General features: G+C 39.5%; 16 protein-coding genes. 7 read left to right on the top strand and 9 right to left on the bottom strand.

All coding sequences use genetic code 11. The features are described from left to right. Window positions 1-11: 11 nt before the first annotated feature. Complete coding sequence (locus tag P0Y49_05740; GenBank protein WEK20638.1) at window positions 12-869, top strand: polysaccharide deacetylase family protein; 858 nt, start codon at window positions 12-14, stop codon at window positions 867-869. Window positions 870-871: 2 nt separating this feature from the next. Here the strand turns inward: P0Y49_05740 and P0Y49_05735 are convergent, their stop codons facing one another. From P0Y49_05735 to P0Y49_05720, 4 genes are all read right to left on the bottom strand, one after another. Continuing rightward, window positions 872-1,318, bottom strand: coding sequence for a 3-oxoacyl-ACP synthase (locus P0Y49_05735; GenBank protein WEK20637.1), 447 nt, complete (start codon window positions 1,316-1,318; stop codon window positions 872-874). 3 nt (window positions 1,319-1,321) lie between these two features. Next, complete coding sequence (locus P0Y49_05730; protein WEK20636.1) at window positions 1,322-1,900, bottom strand: nitroreductase; 579 nt, start codon at window positions 1,898-1,900, stop codon at window positions 1,322-1,324. A gap of 101 nt (window positions 1,901-2,001) precedes the next feature. Next, the gene (locus P0Y49_05725; protein WEK20635.1) at window positions 2,002-2,568 is read right to left on the bottom strand and encodes a hypothetical protein; all 567 of its coding nucleotides are present in this window, start codon (window positions 2,566-2,568) and stop codon (window positions 2,002-2,004) included. Beyond that, window positions 2,561-2,851 (bottom strand): hypothetical protein, encoded by a 291-nt coding sequence (locus tag P0Y49_05720; protein WEK20634.1) that lies wholly within the window; start codon window positions 2,849-2,851, stop codon window positions 2,561-2,563. Before P0Y49_05720 ends, P0Y49_05725 begins: the two co-directional genes overlap by 8 nt. Before the next feature lie 109 nt (window positions 2,852-2,960). Between P0Y49_05720 and P0Y49_05715 the strand changes: the two genes are divergently transcribed. Continuing rightward, window positions 2,961-4,586, top strand: coding sequence for an ATP-binding cassette domain-containing protein (locus P0Y49_05715; GenBank protein WEK20633.1), 1,626 nt, complete (start codon window positions 2,961-2,963; stop codon window positions 4,584-4,586). A gap of 41 nt (window positions 4,587-4,627) precedes the next feature. On the opposite strand, the gene P0Y49_05710 is transcribed toward P0Y49_05715, so the two are convergent. Together P0Y49_05710 and P0Y49_05705 are read right to left on the bottom strand one after the other, a co-directional pair. After that, complete coding sequence (locus P0Y49_05710; GenBank protein ID WEK20632.1) at window positions 4,628-8,752, bottom strand: hypothetical protein; 4,125 nt, start codon at window positions 8,750-8,752, stop codon at window positions 4,628-4,630. Window positions 8,753-8,793: 41 nt separating this feature from the next. Next, window positions 8,794-14,067, bottom strand: coding sequence for a hypothetical protein (locus P0Y49_05705; GenBank protein WEK20631.1), 5,274 nt, complete (start codon window positions 14,065-14,067; stop codon window positions 8,794-8,796). 206 nt (window positions 14,068-14,273) lie between these two features. On the opposite strand from P0Y49_05705, the gene P0Y49_05700 reads away from it, so the two are divergent. The 4 genes from P0Y49_05700 to P0Y49_05685 are packed head-to-tail and all read left to right on the top strand — an operon-like array spanning window position 14,274 to window position 17,011. Beyond that, a complete protein-coding gene (locus tag P0Y49_05700) occupies window positions 14,274-14,903 on the top strand; it encodes an ATP-binding cassette domain-containing protein (GenBank protein WEK20630.1) in 630 nt (209 codons plus the stop codon). Continuing rightward, the gene (locus P0Y49_05695) at window positions 14,900-16,123 is read left to right on the top strand and encodes an ABC transporter permease (GenBank protein WEK20629.1); all 1,224 of its coding nucleotides are present in this window, start codon (window positions 14,900-14,902) and stop codon (window positions 16,121-16,123) included. The genes P0Y49_05700 and P0Y49_05695 overlap by 4 nt, the downstream gene beginning before the upstream one ends. Window positions 16,124-16,145: 22 nt before the next feature. Continuing rightward, window positions 16,146-16,589: a hypothetical protein gene (locus tag P0Y49_05690; protein WEK20628.1), complete on the top strand. Its 444-nt coding sequence runs from the start codon at window positions 16,146-16,148 to the stop codon at window positions 16,587-16,589. 2 nt (window positions 16,590-16,591) lie between these two features. Beyond that, window positions 16,592-17,011 carry a transcriptional repressor gene (locus tag P0Y49_05685; GenBank protein ID WEK20627.1) on the top strand — a complete coding sequence of 140 codons (420 nt, stop codon included), beginning with the start codon at window positions 16,592-16,594 and terminating at the stop codon, window positions 17,009-17,011. On the opposite strand, the gene P0Y49_05680 is transcribed toward P0Y49_05685, so the two are convergent. Beyond that, on the bottom strand, window positions 17,008-17,508 hold the full coding sequence (locus P0Y49_05680; protein WEK20626.1) for a peptidylprolyl isomerase: 501 nt from the start codon (window positions 17,506-17,508) through the stop codon (window positions 17,008-17,010). The genes P0Y49_05685 and P0Y49_05680 overlap by 4 nt on opposite strands. Window positions 17,509-17,515: 7 nt before the next feature. Beyond that, window positions 17,516-19,540 (bottom strand): thioredoxin domain-containing protein, encoded by a 2,025-nt coding sequence (locus P0Y49_05675; GenBank protein ID WEK20625.1) that lies wholly within the window; start codon window positions 19,538-19,540, stop codon window positions 17,516-17,518. 81 nt (window positions 19,541-19,621) lie between these two features. Between P0Y49_05675 and P0Y49_05670 the strand changes: the two genes are divergently transcribed. After that, the gene (locus tag P0Y49_05670) at window positions 19,622-20,719 is read left to right on the top strand and encodes a dipeptide epimerase (GenBank protein ID WEK20624.1); all 1,098 of its coding nucleotides are present in this window, start codon (window positions 19,622-19,624) and stop codon (window positions 20,717-20,719) included. Between the two features lie 149 nt (window positions 20,720-20,868). On the opposite strand, the gene P0Y49_05665 is transcribed toward P0Y49_05670, so the two are convergent. Continuing rightward, on the bottom strand, window positions 20,869-21,051 hold the full coding sequence (locus tag P0Y49_05665; protein WEK20623.1) for a hypothetical protein: 183 nt from the start codon (window positions 21,049-21,051) through the stop codon (window positions 20,869-20,871). Between the last annotated feature and the right edge of the window lie 138 nt (window positions 21,052-21,189).

Below are 21,189 nucleotides of genomic sequence, written 5' to 3'. Positions count from 1 at the left end.
GCAACCCAATAATGAAATACACCTTTTTTATAAGCATTATAGCTGCTGTGTTTTGCACAGCAGCTTGTACCAATGTGATCAAACACAAAACAGCTAAGGCCGAACTGATTACAACAAATCAAAAAATAGCAGAGCCAAAGCCAGACAGTACAAATAGAAAAGAAGCAACTGCGGCCGAAATTTTAAGTAAAAAGGAAGTACCGGTACTTTGTTACCATCAGATCAGAGATTGGAAGGCCAGCGACTCTAAGCGCGCACATGATGACATCATGCCACCTGTTAAATTTGCCGAGCACATGAAAATGCTTGCCGATAGTGGCTATCATACCATTTTACCTGATCAACTGTACGATTATCTAAAATACGGTACCACCCTGCCGGAAAAGCCAATCATGATCACTTTTGACGATACGGACCTTGATCAGTATACAGTTGGCGCTAAGGAATTAAAAAAGCATGGATTTAAGGGTGTATTTTTCATCATGACTGTTTCTATTGGTCGACCAAGATACATGAGCAAAGCGCAAATTAAAGAGCTTTCCGATGATGGACATGTAATTGCCAGCCATACCTGGGACCATAAAAACTTTGCTCAGTTTACTGATGAGGACTGGGATATACAGATAGATAAGCCAACAAAAACATTAGAAGCCATTACCGGAAAAAAAGTTGAATACTTTGCCTACCCATATGGTGTATTTAAAGCATCAACATTGTCTAAATTAAAAGACCACGGATTTAAGGCCGCTTTTATATTGTCGACCAAGCGTGATGAGAACAATCCGACCTATACCATAAGACGCATTATAGATCCTGGAACCTATACAGCCAGGAACCTATATCATAGCATCAACAAGAGCTTTAAATAGCATTAAGCGATATCTTCGATTACATAGTTTTTACCGTTAAAAGTAAAGCTGTCTTTCTTTTGCTTACCCAACATCAATTTACCAATTGGTGAAGCTGCCGAAATAGCAAATACAGTTTTACCTTCAGCTTGAAGCTGTCCCGCACTAATGCTAATGTAAAAAATACCTTGATTGGTATACACCAAACTTCCACCTCGAATACTATCTGTTATGGATGTGTGTCCAATGGTTTCCAGCACTTTTCTATTGTCTTCTGCATCTATCAACAGCCGTTTATTACGATCAATATCCTGCTGCATCATTTCTCTACTGGTTTCATATTTATCGCCAGCGCTACTCTTTGTATCGTCATTGCTGGCCTCACGAGCTTGTTGCAGTGCTGTCTCAGCGGTTTGGATTCTCTGTTCAATAAAACTTAAACAAAGCTGGTACAAATTTTCCTTATTCATAAACTACGACTCTACCCATTTAACTTTCTCTTCTATTGATGTACGCTTGGCTTCTCTAGGCTCTTCGTTATGATAGCCCATATAAAAGAGGCCAAAACATTTTTCCGTTTTACCTAAGTTAAGATATTCTTTCAAATCTGCAATCATCCCCGGCGAACTCCAATAAGCTCCTACCTTCAGGGCTTCGGCAGTAAGTGCCATATTTTGTACTGCACAGGCCAAAGCGGCAAGTTCTTCCCATTCAGGAACTTTATCTGAATTTAATTGTGCATTTAGCGTGATGATACAACTCGATTGTTGTGCCTTTTCAATAATACTATCGTATTTTTTCTGGAGAAACTGATGCGCAGGAGTCATTTCTTTATACAAGCGTGCCAATTCTTGTCCCAGTTTAATCTTGCCCTCATTTCTGAATACGATGAAGCGCCACGGTTCGGTAAGTTTATGTGTTGGTGCGTAGTTTGCACTTTCCAGAATCTGTTTAATTACGGCTACAGGTATCTCCTCTCCTGTATAGCTAACAGGAAAAATACTTCTCCTGCGTTTTATAATATTAGTTAAAATCGTTATTTCGTCTTCCATAATTCATCCTATCGAGCGCCTGTGTTTGCTGCAAAAATAGAATTTCTAGTCAGTCAAAGTGTACAAGACATGTAATACTTTTGTTCCACAGACCAATAGCACTATTTTTCCGCTTCTTTTTTCAATTGCTTTTTGACCATTTTAGCCCTTGCGAAAAAAGCAATACTTTCTATCCCCATCAGGTGATCAACAGTTTCCAGTAACTCATCTTTAATCCAGTTATAACGGGGTACCAGATTGGCAAGGGCTTGCATACAATGTACTTTAGTTGCAACAAGAGTCTCTCGCTCAACCAACCAGATAAACAACAATTCAATTAAGGGCTCTATAGTTAGCCTACCCAACGCTTCCTTATATAACAAGCTAGACTTCCGTTCTGTCATCAGAGCCACAATTTTAGCATAATGCCGCATTGCCGAAGGATTTTTCTGTTTAGGCAACAACAATAAAAATGCCTCTATATGAGGGTAAAATTGCAAAGGCTCATGTGTAACAATATACTCCAACATCCATGCTGCCCTAAACGCAATTTCCTTCTTCTTATGAAAACTGATATCAAACAAATCACCAATATCCAGGTCATGGTTTTCAATAATAGCAGTGGAGTTAGCGACCATCTGAGATTTCATTGGTGTATCCAACCTTGCAGTTAACTCTTTTTTATCCACGCAAAAAAAGGATTGTTATTAAAATTGCAATGCCAACAGCAATTATAGATCCTATTGTCAATTCAACAGATGGTTTAAGCTTCTTGATCAAAACCACGTTTAGCATATACACAATAATGCCCAACTGAAGAATAATCATTGGAATCGTCAGAAATTCCCCTATTACTCTCACAAATACTGTATCGACATACTGTAATACATTACTAAAAAATATTAGAAAATAGGCTGCAGATATGACCTCTGCAAAAAGGATTGTTCTATCTGATATACTTTTATTTAACATATAGCTTAAATTTAAATGATGTCATATCAAATATAATTGATTTAAATCAAATGGGAAACAAATCGATTTTATAAATTATACTTACCTTTGCGGCTTATTTTTCAGCAATATGATTTCAGTTTCTAATTTATCACTCCGTTACGGAAAGAGAACTTTATTTGAAGATGTAAACTTAAAATTTACTCAGGGCAACTGCTATGGGGTAATTGGAGCTAACGGCGCAGGTAAATCTACTTTCCTTAAAATTTTATCAGGTGAAGTGAGCCAAACTACCGGTAGCGTAGCTTTTACACCTGGAGAACGTATGGCGGTTTTAAAACAAAACCACTATGAATTTGATGAATTTAGCGTAATCGAAACCGTAATGATGGGACACAAGGAATTGTACGACATCATGAAAGAAAAAGACGCCATTTATTTGAAAGAAGATTTTTCTGATAAGGATGGTGAACGCGCAGGTGAACTGGAAAACAGGTTTGCTGAAATGGACGGCTGGAATATGGAAAGCAATGCAGCTACCATGTTAAGCAACCTTGGTATAAAAGAAGAGCATCATTATAAACAACTAAAAGAATTAGATGGTAACCAAAAGGTACGTGTGTTATTAGCACAGGCCCTATTTGGTAATCCTGACATCTTATTACTGGATGAGCCTACCAATGATTTGGACATCGACACCATCGCATGGTTAGAGAATTTCCTTGCTGACTACCAAAGCATCGTACTGGTAGTATCTCACGATAGGCACTTTTTAGATGCGGTTTGTACGCATATTGTAGACATCGACTTCAGCAAAATGAGTATTTACTCTGGTAACTATACCTTCTGGTATGAGTCGAGCCAGCTTGCTTTAAAACAACGCAGTGACCAAAACAAAAAACTGGAAGAGAAAGTTAAAGAATTACAAGAGTTTATTCAGCGCTTTAGCGCCAATGCGTCTAAATCTAAACAGGCGACTTCCCGTAAAAAGGCTTTGGATAAGATCGATATTTCTGAGATTAAGGCTTCAAGCCGTAAATACCCTGCTATTCTATTCAACAATTTAGGTAGAGAAGCTGGCGATCAGATTTTACAGGTGGAGAATTTATCTTGCACCTTAAATGGCGACGTGATGTTCAAAAACGTGAGCTTCATGGTTAATAAAGGAGATAAAATCGCAATTCTATCGCAAAATAGCTTAGCTACTACAGCGTTTTACAATGTACTTACTGAACGCGAAAAGAATTATACAGGTGAATTTAAGTTTGGTGTGACTATTAATACGGCCGACATCCCGAATGACAATTCTCTTTATTTTGAAGGTAAAGATGAAAACCTTGTTGATTGGTTGCGCGAGTATTCTGGTACTGATCAGGATGAGCAGTTTGTAAGAAGCTTTTTAGGTAGAATGCTTTTTTCTGGTGAAGAGGTATTGAAAAATGTAAAAGTATTATCAGGTGGTGAAAAGATGCGTTGTATGTTCTCACAAATGATGTTGAGACATGCTAACTTGTTAATGTTTGACGAGCCAACGAATCACCTGGATCTGGAGTCGATCACAGCTTTAAACAACGGATTAAAAGATTTTAAAGGAACAGCATTGTTTACCTCACGAGATCATGCTTTAACAGAATCTGTTGCTACACGTATTATTGAATTGACACCTAAAGGTGCTATTGATAAAATGATGACGTATGATGAGTACATCACCAGTCCTGATGTTGCAGAATTGAGAGCACAGATGTATTCAAAATAAGTCGTTCTCACATAAGACATATGTTGTACAGAATAACAAGACTATTCTGTACAGCATATAAATGGAACTTCAGTTAAAGGAGAAGTTCGCAAAATTCGATATAAACCAAGCTCATCACTCATTGGAAGTGAATCGTCAATATTTGGTTCAATAGGCTTCTTAAGTGTTTTACTTAAATAAGCGCCCACAGCTTGATCAAGATTTACAGTAACGCTTTCAATCATTTTGGCTTTAACTGTTTCCAAATCAGTAACGTGATCGGCCAGGTTACGTATATAGCCAAATACTTCTACACAAAGTACACTAAGCGGAGAATCAATAGGTAAACCATACAAATCAAGAATTTCTTCAACCTCAGCATTTAACCACATCCCCTCACTATATTTTACAGCTTCTTTTTGTTGCGCTACCTGTAAATATTGTTGTTGAATAGCAAGACGTTTAGCTTCCTTAAGCCCCGCTGCATCTTGACCATGACGTATGGGATTATTCAGAATACCCACTACTTTATAAACTAAATTCTTTTCTCCAATTAGAATATTACGATATCCCATTCCATCGGCCTGTTTCACTTGTGCATATAATAAACACCAGATAGAAGTTCGCGGAGGATTAGCAGTAACATTTTGCCCATTATGCACAGCCATAGCGAATGGTGCCTTTACCCTGATTTGTTTTTCGTCACGATTTACTGTACATAATAAATTTGGTGCCGGATGCTGCAGCCCCGTTAAATGGAAAGGACGACCAAAGCGCCCCTGTCCGGTACTCCACAATTGATCTGTGTGTCCAAATCTAAACTCGTAAGTATAAAAACCAAATAGTTCAGCACTTTCACTATGTAAACCTTCAGGGAGTGGAAGTAAATAAAATTGATGGCCATCAGTAGATTTTTCCATTTTCTGCATGGCTTTCAAACCCACATGGTCATGAGCTGAGTCAGGGATAATCACACGTGTGTATTCAGGATCAACCGGAAGCCTTGGCTCTTCATCAATTGCATATAAAGAAGGATGATTATTACTAATCAGCTGATCGGGAGCATAAGCCAATGGCCTGGCAAACAAGGCGTCTCTGGGATCATCAGGCCCATTTTCAAATTCCAACCATAAAAACCTTCTTCTGGCTTCGGTAGCAGAATATTTCTCATTACGCACATAAGGTGAGAGTGCAATGCCGGCACCTGTTACTTTAGGAACCTGGCTCGGATTTACGGTAACAGGCAACAACAGGTCTTTGGTTTCAAAAGATTCGACATCAGGGATAATACCCGTTTTAAACAGCGGCGTTATCCTGTATTGTGTAAGGATAGTGTCTGGATTTTTACCAGCAACAGGCAATGGATCAACGATATCGATTAAGATAATACGGGTGTATTCACGATGGATATAGCCATCATCACCGTTTTGAATAGCCTGAAACGGAGCAATACGCCGAGTTTCCAAACTCCCAATCGGTTGATAGGATAAACTTTTAATCTTTGCTTCGCGAGCAGCCGGATCAATAGGATTATCTTCCAGACTTTTTCTACGCTCAATCGTAAAGCTCAAGGTTTCCAGACCATCCCAACTCCAATCACGGTTAATATTCAATGTGGTTACCACTAACCAGTGATGGGCCAGCTCGTTCTTTCCTGCGAAAGTAATGCTGCTGTTATCCGGACTCAGGGTATGCCTAATCAAGTTACTACACCAAAATAATGTGCGTTCGCCTTTGTTCCCAATAAGCGTCATTTCATTGCTATTTACATCCAGCTGCTTGGCTAGCCTTTGTACAATATTTGGCAAGCCTTCACTAAGGGGTAAAATTTGTTCAACAGTTACCCGGCCATTATAAACTGGCACAGGATCTGGCTGCAAATAAATCCCTTGCAACCGTTGTGGATCATCTATTCCGCTGAACAATTGCGTTTCCCTTACAGAATCACGTCGCATCTTAAGGATCGTAACTTTACCGTAACGACTATCCAAAGCGTCATCCGCTGAGACATTTCCCCAATAACCATCATCGCTATCACCTACTCCCCGAATGGTAAGCCTGATATTCCTGCAGGTGGGCAAAATAAGATCGCCATGATCAGCAGCAATTGTGGCATTATCCCCTGCATTATCAAAAGGGTGAAAAGGAAGATCATTGAAATTCAATATCGCATAATCCTTGTACTGAAATTTCAACTGAAGCTCGCCATCAAAATTACGGTCATCGAATTTCCTGAAAGTGTTATAAATGGTAATGTAATGTTCCTTACCATTATCACTGGCCAGATTATCCATTTGGAGGGTTTCAACTTCTACTTTAATGGCAACCCGGGTCACATCCGGATCAGAAAGACCAATATTAACATTAGCGGTCTGACCAGGGAGCGCAGCTGCCAACTGAGATTGAATTGAAGCTTTGAGCAATGAAACCGGGTCACTGTATCTCCCCGTGTAAACGACAGATGGATAACCAATCAGCGGACGCTTAACAATCAAGGTATCACCTTCAAAATTCAGGTCATCTGTAGAATCCAGCACTTCATCTTTATTAACGATCTCTAAAGCATAAGGAGCAACATAACGTTTAAAACGAGTTGTGGCCTCACTGCTCCTACTCAAATTATTTGGTTGTTTAGTTTCATCAGGGCCACCACCGGTCAAATCCGTTAGTCTCACACGAAAGTTATAGGCTTTTCCATAACGCAGTTTTACATTTGCGGTTACCGGCGAATAAGTATCACTCAATTTTACATTTCGGTTTTCTAAAGTCCCGTTCACATTCTGCATACCTTCGGCAATCAGGTGAATCTCTGAAGCCGTTTTATCTGGAATCACAAGAGAATGATCATTCCAATTGGCAAAATACATGGGCAACCAGTAATTACTTGTAGCCACTCCATAGAGTTTTACCGGGTAAACCTGAAAAGGCAATTCTCCTTTATACCTCCCGATATTTATATCTTCAAGGAGCATATCACCATTACTTTGCACAGCGGTAAGGCTTTCCCAGGGAGAACCTGGAACATCTGTATCTTTAACATCAATATGGTAACCAGCAACACCTAATGGTGCATCCAGACGATCAACGCCCCCATTAACATTGGCGTCTTTTGCCAACTGACGGAGGTACCAAATCAGAATCTGTTCATCATCCCAACCCATGCGAATACCCATTTCTTTTTGTGGGTGAAAGCCATCCTGCTCTTCAGCAAGGAGATTCCCACTTACTGGTTGGTTAACGTGAACAACCTTAGCAAAGCCATCTGTATAGTTCGCATTTTCGATATATAGCTCATCATATATTCCGACTGGACTTTCACCCTGCTTAACCACTGGAAACAGAATCGCAGAAAATAGGCTTCTTGGAGTAAAGTCACCATTCACCTCCTTTTTCAAAGCCGGAATCCGGGCAGCATAACGCTTAACAAATACATCTCCTGCGCCGGCAAGCGACTTACTCTGCTCGACGCCATAAGTTGTTCCATTTGTGACATTTACATATAACCAACCACCCTTTTTGTAATCATCGGCCTGCAGAGTAACTACTGTTTTATATAACAAGCCTGCTTTTTCAGCCATCAAGGGCTGCCTTAACAGATGGGCATATACCTTACCCCAACTGATCTTATCGTACTTTGGAGCAGGAACAGGAGGATTGTTATCACGCATCGCGCAATGATAACTATCGTCTGTTACAGCATTCTTAACCCGGGGACTTGTAAAATTGAATGCCTTGCGATAGGTTTCCGGGAGATATTTCTTAACCGATTTTGAGACATCTTCTGCAGCAGGTGCTCGCTGCTCAGCAGACTGCGCCGGGTTATCTGAGCTTAACTGTTCATCGATATCAAAATATTTAGGCTTGCCATCTTCATTTTTTGCCAGCTTAATGGTTTCATAAATCCTCTTTACCTGATCAGAATAATTTAATCCAAGGGTTTCAGTACGCTCATTTGCTGCAATCTTTCCTGGAAATTCATCTGCATTATTGACAACCACAACATCAAAAGAAGGTTGTGTATCTGCAAATGGCCTAGCCACATTTCCAGCTCCGAATATCGTATTTACCAGTTCCAGGGGACTAAAATTCCTGGGTATAAAAAGAATATGAATGGTAAGATTTCCAGCTGCATCAATCCCTTGAGGAAATGCCATCAGTGTAAAGCGGGTATCTTTAGAATTTGCCATATTGTTTAATTTTCTAGATAAATGATAAGCTAAGTTTTGAGTTAAGCGATCTGCCTGGTTTCTTCCCAGCTTTCATGGAAACTAATATCAATCACAAGGAATACACTGATATCCAATCCAAATGAGACACTGGCCTTACAATTTGTTGGCCCAGGATCTTGCTTTTTTTCAATAGCGCCTTTAGCTTCAATCGTAATGGTTACGCCTACTAAACCTCCCAAAATCTCGGCATGTCCGCGGAAGAGTAAAAATGCAGTAACAATCACCGTTTGGCTCGAGTCCACATAGATTTCTACCCCAGCCATAAATAAAACGCTTACATTACCAATAACCGGCAAACCTACACCAAGCTGTATACCGAAACCAAACTTCATATCCAAGGCAATCAGCGGACTTGTATCAGCCGAAAGCTTTAGATCAACATTTCCAACTGCATAAACAGATCCGGCCCCAACACTGAAGCACATGACCTGCAATCCGCCATGAAACTTAAAAAAAGCACCGACTGTAGGTAGTAATTGCTTTGGATCGGTAGTTACTTTCAAAGCTGCATTGAAATACACCCCTAAACTCAGACTTGCTTCTAACTTTAAAGGCACTTGCGGCGCATCATACAAAGCACCTAGAGGGAATTTAACCAGCGGTATATCTTTACCTGCTTCAAACTTATACTCCCAAATATTCGCACTATTACTCATGGCTACTTTTAACCCTTTCTTAAATGCACTTGCATAATCTCCCGCACTTAGTTTAGCCAAAATATCCAGAACCTGAATCACTGGTTCTAGATCCTTACTAAATTCAATTTCCGGAGTAGGTAACGAATCTGCATCGCTGGTTTCATTAGATCCATAATTGGATTCTGCACCTTTTTGGCTGTTAAAATTGCCCTTAATGGTCATCAGCCCCTTAAGCGGACCAAGGTCGATCACCATCGCCATATTGTTCATACGGCCTTTCCACTGATCAGCCATTGCTGTAGCAAAAGAATCAACATTGTAATCCATTTTACCAGGAAAACTACCTGTACTTCCTTTTACAGCGTATTGAATATAAATCTTTAATCCCTCGGTATCAATCAAAGGATACTCAAGTGCGGGGAGATCAAATTTAAATACATCATTTAATGCCTGATCAGCCTTTTGCTTTAGTAATTTAAACCCTTGATCTACCAACTTTCCAGCCTCACTTTTTGCGGTAATGGATAAAATCTCAAATACCTCTTTACTGCCGTCCAGCACATTTGCGGCACCATCTTTTACTTTGGAGAATGCTTCCAATACCTGACCTCCATCAGCCTTGCCTTTTAAGAGTTGAATTGCTGTTCCTAAATCATCATCAGCATTGCCGATGTTCGGAAAAATCCCCTTAGTATTTAAAAGTCGATAAGAATCGGCCAACAAAGGAGGTGTTTTGCTCAGTAGCGAATTTATACCACTTTTAAAAGCAGGAGTTAGATAAAGCACCTTCTGGGCACTTAGATTTTGTAAAAAACCATAATTGATAGTATCCACTGTTGGTGCACGAAGTAATTCTGTAGGATGTGCAATACGTTGTAAATTATTTGCATCAGCTGAATGAACTAGCTTTCCCCTATCCCATTTCCCAACACGAATTAAGGGAACAGACATCCCCTGTGGTAAAGATGTTACAGTTCCATCACTCCGGTTATGATTAACCATACTCCAGCTTCCATCTTTTGGTAAAACAACAGCGCCTCGCACAGCACCTACAAAAATAGGCTGATTGGCTATGCCTACCGAATTGTTAACGTCCACCCGACTGACCTTCATATACTGATCTGTACCAGCTACCTTAATCGTACAATTTACAGCTGCCCCAATAGTGCCATTCTGGTATTTCAATAATGAGGCAAATATCTCTTTGCTCACAGGCGTTCCTCTCGGAGAGATTTGTACAAACCCCAGCACCCCTTTGGATGGTACAAGATGATTTGAACCAGCACCTTCAACCACATTTTCAATTGCTATATCTGCATCAAAAGTAAGGCCCCTCAATCGTACTTTTTCTGTATACGTTGGACCTTTGTATTTTACAGATTTATTTGTTTCCGCATCGAATATAAAATCGTCTTTCTTAATATCCATCGTATCCTCATACCCCAGCTCATTTTCCCTGATATTGCGAATGTTGTATAAACCGTTCACAACACCTGCGTGGATTTCGTATGGATTATCACTTTTATTCACGCCGAAATAGAACTTCCCATCACTTTCCGCTTGCCAGCCACTATCAATACGACCAACATAACCATTGCTCATTCTAAAAATGGTAACAGTGCGAACTACAAAAATCCCCCAGGGATAAATTACACTTTTTACCTGTACCACCTCATGAGCCGTGCGCCCTGTTGCCACATTAAATGTAGCCTGGCTAGTTTCTGCAAAAGCTGCGTTTTTATTGTGCCAATCACTAAATGCACTTGCTCCATAACCACTTAAGGCAATCTTTTTAAGCGGCACACCGGGACGGGTAATGTCAGGATGATCAGGTGCGTTAGTAAACTCATCCTTAAAAATCTTCTCTACACTAGCACCAAGGGTACTCGCATTGATGCTTTTCCCATACATATCCAACACGTTGACCACCTGAACGGTATAGCCCTGAAACAAATTATCTTCATCTTTAAATGATGAGCCTGCAGTTAATTCCAGCTGAATACCGCCATGTATATAATTGTCAAACAATGGACTTACATTCTGGATATTAGGTTTCTGCTTCTGGTTAGCATTTTTATCCAGAACGGCAGCAGCGAACATTCCGAATGGAAGATTAAATACTGCATAGGTTTTTCCATCCTCGTTATCTCTGTACATCTGTTCCAGATATTTTGCCATAGGGATCGGCGAAAGTGCTACCGGCTTTGGACTCACATTGCCAATTCGAGTAGCTAATCCATCATTCGGATAATAGTTCCATCCTAAGGGTGGATCATTTGATGCATCAGCCCATTTGGGGTTTGCCCCTGGCTTTGTTAAATTAAGCAATGGCTCCCAGGATATTTGTGGTACAGTAAAGGCGCGGACATTATATCCTTGTGTAACTACATCCAAACCACTCATTTGCAATGGAAATACCTGACCACTTTCCTGATCTGCACCAAAGACAACACCCATTTTTCTTAAAAAACTAAGGTTTTCCCGCTTGTTTCCAGCATAGGCAACCCCCATTTGATTCGCATTACTACTCACATCAAGTAAAGTAAATGACTCAAAATTTAGCGGATCTCTCATTTCAGCATTTTGAGGCACTACCGCGCCTCTGATGCTAGAATAAGTGAGTGAATCCGTATTTGTTATTGTAGTATTGGCATCCCGCACAAATAGTTTTGAAAGTTCAGCTACTGAACCTGCTATTGGGTGTACGTTTCCCTTAACCTTTCCTGTGCTTTTTTGCTCCTTAATCACATTAACACTTTGAGTTAAGGGAGCAAACTGAAAGGAGACGTTTACAATGTCGGTTTCCTCTGTTTTTTTATACCACTGAATCCGACATACCAACCACATCCAAACCATACTAGTTTTTGAAACAATACGGCGAGTCACAACTTTTTCAGGGAACTGAACTTTTAATGCACCCAAATTGGCTGCATAAGGATCAGGCAACGTAGGCAGGTAAGAGAACATTCCAAAACTCAAAAAAAGATCTGCAGTAAAAATCTTCGTAATGGCTTCATTATACTCGCCATAAAGCACAGCACCATTTGGTGGTGTAACGGTAAAAAGTGCATTGTTCATGGCTAGTGCAAACGGTTTAACTACCGGAATTTTATCAGTTGGCAAAGCATTATCCCATAAAATATTATCATCGTAAATCAGAATACTCTTTTTAGACTTGGTAGCACCGAACATTAAAACGCTCTTCTTAGACTGTATAGCTATGGCTTCGCCGTTAGCTTTTATAGGTCTGTCTGCCTTAAAATTCACATCAGCAAGTAAATTCAAGGTTTCAGTACCTTCAGAAACGGTATTATAAATAAATAAGCTGTCTTTTAAATAATTAATCTCAACGGTTGTCCCAAATGTATTGAACTCATCTTTCCAGGTTTCCATCACACGCTGCAATCCCACACCACTGCTTATCAAATCAGTAATAGCAACCCTTCCAGGCTCAAGTATAATAAACGGATTATTTAAACTGATGACCTCTTCTGTATTTACCAAATTACTTTGGAGACCGGTTGCACATTCCAAAACAATTCCCCCATTGCTATCAGCTTCCAGAGGTTTTGTAATATCAATAATAGCCGTTGGAATTGTCCACCATGAATTTTTAATGTTTGTTGTCCCCTCCAGATTGATAAAAGGAGATGCCTTGCTTAGTACATGAAAAGCTGTTTCCATGCAATTAACCGGTATTGCAATGCGATTCAATAAAGGATTGAAAACCACATTCTGATTACCGGCATAGCTGAAATTGTAATTCCGACCATACACCTTACAGCCAAAAGGAGCAACAGATTGAATGGTTTTAGCAACTCCTTTAAAACTGAAGTTAAAAGCTTTGGGCATATTAAACTCCGCATTTCGGGCATCAACCCCATAAGGTGTATCGACTGCTGGTGTAACGACATTCTTTTGTTCTAATAATAAAGCTACTGTTACTTCCGTAATGCTGCTTATAGTCAGTTGTCCCGCAGCATTTAAGGTAGGCAAAACACTTAAGTTGATTGTACCCTCAGTAACACGCAAACCAAAATAACTATCTGCTGGGGCTGTTGACGTAAAAAGACGAACATTAATCCAAACTGTATTCGGATCAACCTTATAAATTTTGCTGATTGTAGGTGTAGGATTAATTATGGTCATCCTACTCAACGATGTCTTAAATAAAATCGCTGGCTCAGCACTTCCTTGAATATAAAGCGGAATAAGCTTTTGAATTTTAATATAATCCACAAAAATATCCCTACCACTCAAATCCTTTAGCGGCCCAATGGTTTCACTTACCCTGGCACCTGCAATTGCAGTCGAAATGCTCCCTGCAATCTGCGTGGTCCTTATTGGACTATCCCGCACAATAACCTGCATATCTGCCATCGGCTGCATTCTTTCAGCTTTAGAAATGATCGCATCCAAATCCTGCAAAGCTCCCTGATCAGTTATTGGAGATTGAAACAGATCTGATTGAGTGAAGGTGAATTGCTTAGTTAAATCTGGACTAGTTTCCTGAGTAATCAATACATTAGCCAACGATTGTTTAAGTCCCAGGATTTTTACGTTTTCTGCTGGAGATGAAGCAAGCAGATTGCCAGTAATGCGATTAAGCATACTAGAGATTTGATCTCTTTTCATATGGATAGACTGGTAGGTTCATATTAAAATTAAAAATAAACCTTTATATATCAAATAGTTAATTAAAATCTTTATCAACACTTCTTAGTTAATACCTTAAAAATAGTTCTACCTCGTAGTAGCAAATACTTTACATGAATAGTACATGCAATTAAATTGCATATACTATTTTTGTATGGCACACACAATATGAACAAGAAACCTTTATGATTTCATTAAAATCCGTTTCGCACCATTACCCTGGCGGGCATCGTATTGCTTTCAAAGACTGGCAAATAAACAATGGAGATCAGTGGCTGCTTCTGGGCGAGTCTGGCAGCGGAAAAACTACCTTATTGCACATATTGACCGGTATACTTAAACCAAAAGAGGGAGAAGTACTGATCAATGAAACTTCCATTTATAGTTTAACATCTAAAGCCCTGGATCAGTTTAGAGGTCAAAATATAGGCATCATCTTTCAGCGCCCACATCTGATCAAAAGTTTAAGTATAACAGACAATCTTGTACTTGCTCAGAGTTTCGCCGGATTGCCAACTGATTTAAATCGCATAAATGAAGTCTTGACTTCCTTAGACATAGCTGGCAAGAAAAAAGCTTATCCAAATGAACTTAGTCAGGGTCAACTTCAACGCGTTTCTATTGCAAGAGCTGTGATTAATAAACCGGCATTACTTATCGCAGATGAGCCTACATCAAGCCTGGACGATAAAAATGCAGCAGCTGTACTAGAACTTCTACTTCAGCAGTCCGGTATTAACCAGGCAACATTGGTGGTTGCTACCCACGACAAAAGAGTTAAAGATGCGTTTACCCATACTTACCAATTATCATGAGTCCATTAAAAATCAGCTGGAAAAGCTTATGGTCTAAGCCCCTCTCTTCAGCATTAAACATTATGCTGATTGCTTTTGGAACAGGGATTTTAACCATTCTGCTGTTGGCATCTACGCAAATAAGCGAAAAGCTGGACAACAACTCGAAAGATATAGATTTAGTAGTAGGTGCCAAAGGTAGTCCACTGCAATTGATTTTAAGTAGTATCTATTACATAGATTTTCCAACCGGAAACATTCCTTTAAAAGAAGCGATGGATTTGGCTCATAGTCCTTTTGTAAAACGAGCTGTCCCACTAGCTTTAGGCGATAATTACAATGGCACACGTATCGTTGGTACTGATAGCAATTTTGTAAGTCTTTATAAATTAAGAACTGCCCAAGGAAAATTCTGGCAAAAAGATTTTGAAGCAACCATTGGTGCTACTGTAGCCAAAAGTCAAAATCTTAAAATTGGAGATACTTTTTATGGCGCTCATGGTTTAACAGGTAGCAGTGATGTACATAAGAGTCACCAATATGTGGTTTCCGGCATTCTAAATCCCCAAGGAAATGTAACCGATAACCTGATCCTTACCAATGTGGCCAGCGTTTGGAAAATGCATGATGAGCATGAAGACCATGATCACAAAGCGCACGAGGGACATGATCATGAGGCTCAAGATCATGCTGAAGAATCTAGGGAGTTAACCTCCCTGTTGATTCAATATCGGTCCCCCATGTCTGTCGCTATGTTCCCAAGACTTGTGAACGAAACCACAAATATGCAGGCGGCTTCCCCTGCTCAGGAAAGTACGCGCCTATTTTCATTAATTGGTGTGGGTGTAGATACCCTTCAATGGTTCGCAATACTCATTATGTTCATTGCAGCCATAAGCGTATTCGTAAACCTATACAATTCCTTAAAAGAGCGGAATTATGATCTGGCCATCATGCGTACGTTAGGCGCCTCGAAAACTAAGTTATTCCTTATCATTATTGCCGAGGGTATTATGCTTACTTTAGCAGGCACCATAATTGGGATAATCCTGGGCCATTTGGTATTGGAGTTTATTGGCAGCAATCAAGAGAGCAGTCAGGCCCAGCTAAGTGGCTTTGTTTTACTTTACAATGAAATATATCTATTTGTTGCCGGGCTTGCTATTGGTATATTTGCTGCTATAATTCCTGCAATACAGGCTTACAGATCTAACATTTCCAAGATATTAGCTAAAAACTAGAATTTTATTATAAATAGATACAATGATGATAAAGAGAATGATATTGGTGGTTTTGCTTTTTACAGGTTTTGCAGTTAAAGCACAACACAATCCAAACGACCAGATTAACTCTGATAACTGGGATATTGTCGGTGGCGTAGACTTTAAGATTGTTAAAGACACCGAAATGCAGGCTATTTTTTCGCCTGAAATAAAAAAATACGCCAATAAGCCATTCGAATTGGAAGGCTACATAGTACCAATTAAAGATGGGATGAAGCAAACTAAATTTATGTTATCTACTCTCCCTATAAATCAATGTTTTTATTGCGGAAAAAATGGGGTTCCAATTATGGTGCTGGTAGAAATGACTGAACCGATCAAGTTTACTTACAAAACAGTAACTATAAAAGGGATGTTAAAATTAAATCCAGGTAATGCGATGGATAATCCGCCTATTGCATTGATTGGCGCTAAAATAATATAACCATGAATATCAATCCGGTAAATCTATTAAAAGAACACGATTTAAAACATACCAAACAAAGGGTACGTGTTTTAGAAGAAATTGCTTTAGATACAGTGGCTATTTCGCAACCTGATCTGGAGAAAAAACTAGGCAAGGAGATTGATCGGGTAACATTGTACCGGATACTAAATACATATCAGGAAAAGGGAATCCTCCATAGAGTTATGGATATGAATGGGACAGCCAATTATGCCATTTGTACTTCTTCATGCTCAGAGGATCATCACCATGACGAGCATGTACATTTCAATTGTACAAATTGCAATAAGATTTACTGTTTAGAAGTAGAGGTACCTAGAATTAAGATGCCTAAAGGATTTACCGCAAAAACCGTAAGCTCTACTGCTTACGGCATTTGCGAAAAATGTAATGCTATTTAGTGACCAGAATGGCCATCAGCGCCATGTGCATGACCGTGAGCTAGTTCTTCTTGAGTAGCTTCGCGTACAGCTAATATCTCACCTGCAAAAATCAAGTCTTTACCAGCCATAGGGTGATTTAAATCAACATTAATCACATCCTCATGGATAGCAGTAACACCAGCTCTGAAATGATTTCCCTGGTTATCTTGCAAAGGAATTACATCACCAACAGCTGGCAATTCAACATCCTTAAACATTTCTTTTGGAAGATCAGCAAATGCTCCTGGATCAATCTCTCCGTAACCATCTGCAGCAGAAAGTTCGAAACTATATGAATCACCAACATTTAAGCCAGCCAAATGCTCTTCAAATTTTGGTAGCATCATTCCTGTACCATACAAGAAAACTAGTGGATTTTCCTTATCCGTTTTCTCTACAAAAACTTGTTGTCCTTCTTCATTAGTCGTATGCAATTCATACGTTAATGAAACCACTGTATTGGGTTTAATACTCATTAGAATGTTATTTAGTTATCAATTTTAATGCTTCCTCAACCGTAGTAACGGGCAACTGGCACACTTTATTTCGGCAAATATAGATTTTTGTTTCGTGGCTTTCCTTATCTTTTAATAAAGGAAGCTCAGAATTTGTTCCCCCTAATGTAATTTTATTAGGAATATAATGTTTATTGATCTCTGTTTTTACTTTTTCGATATGCTTACCCGTCAACGCAATTTCGTTGATACCAAATACTTCTTCCAAAACCTGTATAGCCCAGTTGGAATAAGCAGAGCCGTATGTTTTAATTTGAGGGAGTACCGCAGCAAGCATACCTTCTGCCTTTAATATATATAGATCATGATCAAAAAATAGCCCAAGCTTGTGCAGATTTTGAGCCATTACCGAATTGGATGCCGGGATTACATTATCCATAATCTCGTGCTTACGGGCTATTAAAGCCTCCCCTGTTCCAGGCGTATAAAATAACATTGAACTATCAGCATCTTCAAAATTCGCCAATACATATTCGGTCAGGCGTTTAGCCTCCTGTAACCAGCTCGCATCAAAATCATATTGGTACAAGGTGATTAAGGCCTCTATAAAGAAAGCATAATCATCCAGGAAACCCGGAATAGTTGCCTTACCATTTTTATAATTGCGGTACAAACCTCCATCAGCTGTATTTAAATTCGAAAGAATAAACGATGCAGCCCTTTTGGCTAGCCCATAATAGTGTGGATTACCAAATATCCCGGCACTCTCTGCCAAACCTTTAATGGCCATCGCATTCCAGGCTGTTAAACACTTATCATCCAATCCAGGTCTTACTCTTTTACCACGCTCCTGAAGCAACTTTAGCTTAGCCGCTTTTATTTTCTCCAGTAAACTAATGATAGGAATGCCTTTCACCTCGGCGTAATCCTCTTCATTAAATTTCCTCAGCAAAATATTTGTCTGCTCTTCTTCCCAGTTCCCTTCCGCTGTTACATTAAAATAATCAGCAAGTAAATCGCCATCATCACCTAGTAAAGCATCAAATTCAGCTTTATCCCATACATAAAACTTACCCTCTATCCCCTCGCTATCGGCATCTAGTGCAGAATAGAACAGACCTTCTTTAAAAGTCATTTCTCGTTCCAGCCATGCAATAGTTTCTTCAGCCACCTCTTTAAACAACATTGATTTCGAATATTGATAAGCTTCTGCATATAAACTGATCAGTTGACCGTTATCATACAACATCTTCTCGAAATGAGGCACATGCCATTCTCCATCAACTGAATAGCGTGCAAAGCCACCTCCCACATGATCATAAATACCACCCATTGCCATTTTCTCAAGCGTAAGCAAAGCCGAAACATGGGTCCCATCATCTTCCATAAGGTGACTATAGCGTAACATAAACTGCCAATTATTAGGTAATGGGAACTTCGGAGCACGATTATATCCACCCTCTGACATGTCAAAGTATCTTTTCCAGGGCTCTATAATTTCCGTTAGATGCGTTGTGGTATAGTCATCAACCTTAATATTTGGAATAATCTTCTCTGCATTTTTAATACCATCGGTTAACCTATCAGCATACTGTTTGGCCTTATCAGCTTCATTTGCCCACATGTCTGCAACACTCGACAACACACTAATCCAATCCCCCTTTTTAAAATAAGTCCCGCCATATATAGGTCGCTGATCAGGCAGACAAATACAGTTTAATGGCCAACCACCACTACCGGTCATCAGTTGAATAGCCAGCATATAAATCTGATCAATATCCGGGCGTTCTTCTCTATCCACCTTTATGCAGACAAAACTTCGGTTCATCACCTCAGCAACTTCATGATTTTCAAAACTTTCGCGCTCCATAACATGACACCAATGACATGCCGAATAACCAATACTCACCAATATCAGTTTGTTCTCATCTTTGGCTTTTTGCAAAGCTTCCTCCCCCCATTCGTACCAGTTTACAGGATTATAAGCATGTTGCAATAAATATGGCGACGATGCATTAATTAAATTATTGGATTCTTTATTTATATTAGACATGAGATTAGGATATGTGATGTGAGATAAGTGTAGAATTTGAAACCATAAAGCTATTAATTAATATATTCAAAGCCATAAAAAATGAGGATTACCCACACCGAAATTTACCGTTTTAGCATCCCTATAGAGCCATTTGTAATTGCAACAGGCACCATGCACTTTGCGCAAAATGTGCTGATCAGAATATACACTGATGCTGGTATTTATGGTGTCGGTGAATGTTCTGCTTTTCCAATGATTGTTGGTGAAACTCAGGAAACCTGCCTGGCCATGGCCAAAGACTTTGCGAAGATCCTTATTAATAAAGATCCACTTGATATCCCCGAGAGGATGAACGACTTGTTGGGCTATGTTGATCATAACAGTACAATTAAAAGTGCTTTTGATATGGCTTTGTTTGATATTTCGGCAAAAAATGCGAACCTGCCCTTATACAGGTTTTTAGGTGGACAAAAACACAGCATCGAAACCGATATGACCATTGGCATTGACACCCCTGAAAATATGGCGCTTCTGGCATTGAAATACCAGAAACAAGGTTGTAGAATCATAAAAATAAAACTTGGTAAAAAAGTACATGATGACATTGAAAGGGTAAAACAAATCAGAAAGGCAGTTGGTAACGACATGACCTTGAGACTTGATGCCAATCAGGGATGGGATTTTGATGATGCACTTTTTGCATTAGGAGAAATGGCTCCTCTAAATATTGAGTTTTGCGAACAACCCATGCGAACCTGGTTTGACGATCAGTTGCCTGAACTCCATCTAAATTCGCCAATTAAAATCATGGCTGATGAAAGCTGTTATGACCACCACGATGCCAGAAAGCTGATCAACAGTAAATCATGTGATTACCTGAACATTAAATTCTCAAAGTCTGGCGGTATTTTAGAAGCACAGAAAATTCATGAGGTAGCCTTACAAACAGGCATTAAATGTATGATAGGTGGCATGTTGGAAAGTAGACTTGCCGTAACCGCCAACCTACATTTTGCATTGGCCAGTCCCAATGTAATCTTCTATGATCTTGACAGCTGTTTATTAGGACATCTTGTCGACCCCATTATTGGTGGACTAACCTATGATGGTTATTTTCTGGATGTACCAGAAACTCCTGGTATAGGGGCAGATGCAGACCCTATGTTCCTGAAGGACTGTGACAAATGGGTGGTATAAACAAAACGGGACACCAAAGCAGGCTTCTTTTCTACCTGGCTGATCCAAAGAAACACCACCCCATCTTTCATGCGCTAAATATATCTACATATCTTTATAATTATATAGCTATCGAAAATTATCAGGAATGGTGTAACTTAACCTTGCAACTAACGCTTAATGACAATAGTTCGGCCAGTAACCAGGTGAAAGGTATAAATCCGGTACAACCCATCATCAGAAATTTCAATACTATCGACTAAGCCTGTCTTACTAAAAGTATCCGTTACCAGATCCCCCTTTTTGACATCTTGAAGTACTTCTGATGGCGTTTCACTATTCAATCTAATCATGACTTGTTTTTTAAGGCATCTAGTTACAAAGCTAGAAATATTAACACCAAAACGGTCATCAACAGCATAAAAAGCCTTTTAATTTAGTCGATGCCAAATTCAGATACCATATGGACACCAAAAACAAAAAACCGACTA

The organism is Candidatus Pedobacter colombiensis (genome assembly GCA_029202485.1).
Lineage (GTDB): Bacteria > Bacteroidota > Bacteroidia > Sphingobacteriales > Sphingobacteriaceae > Pedobacter > Pedobacter colombiensis.
This window is presented reverse-complemented; position numbering and strand designations above follow the sequence as displayed.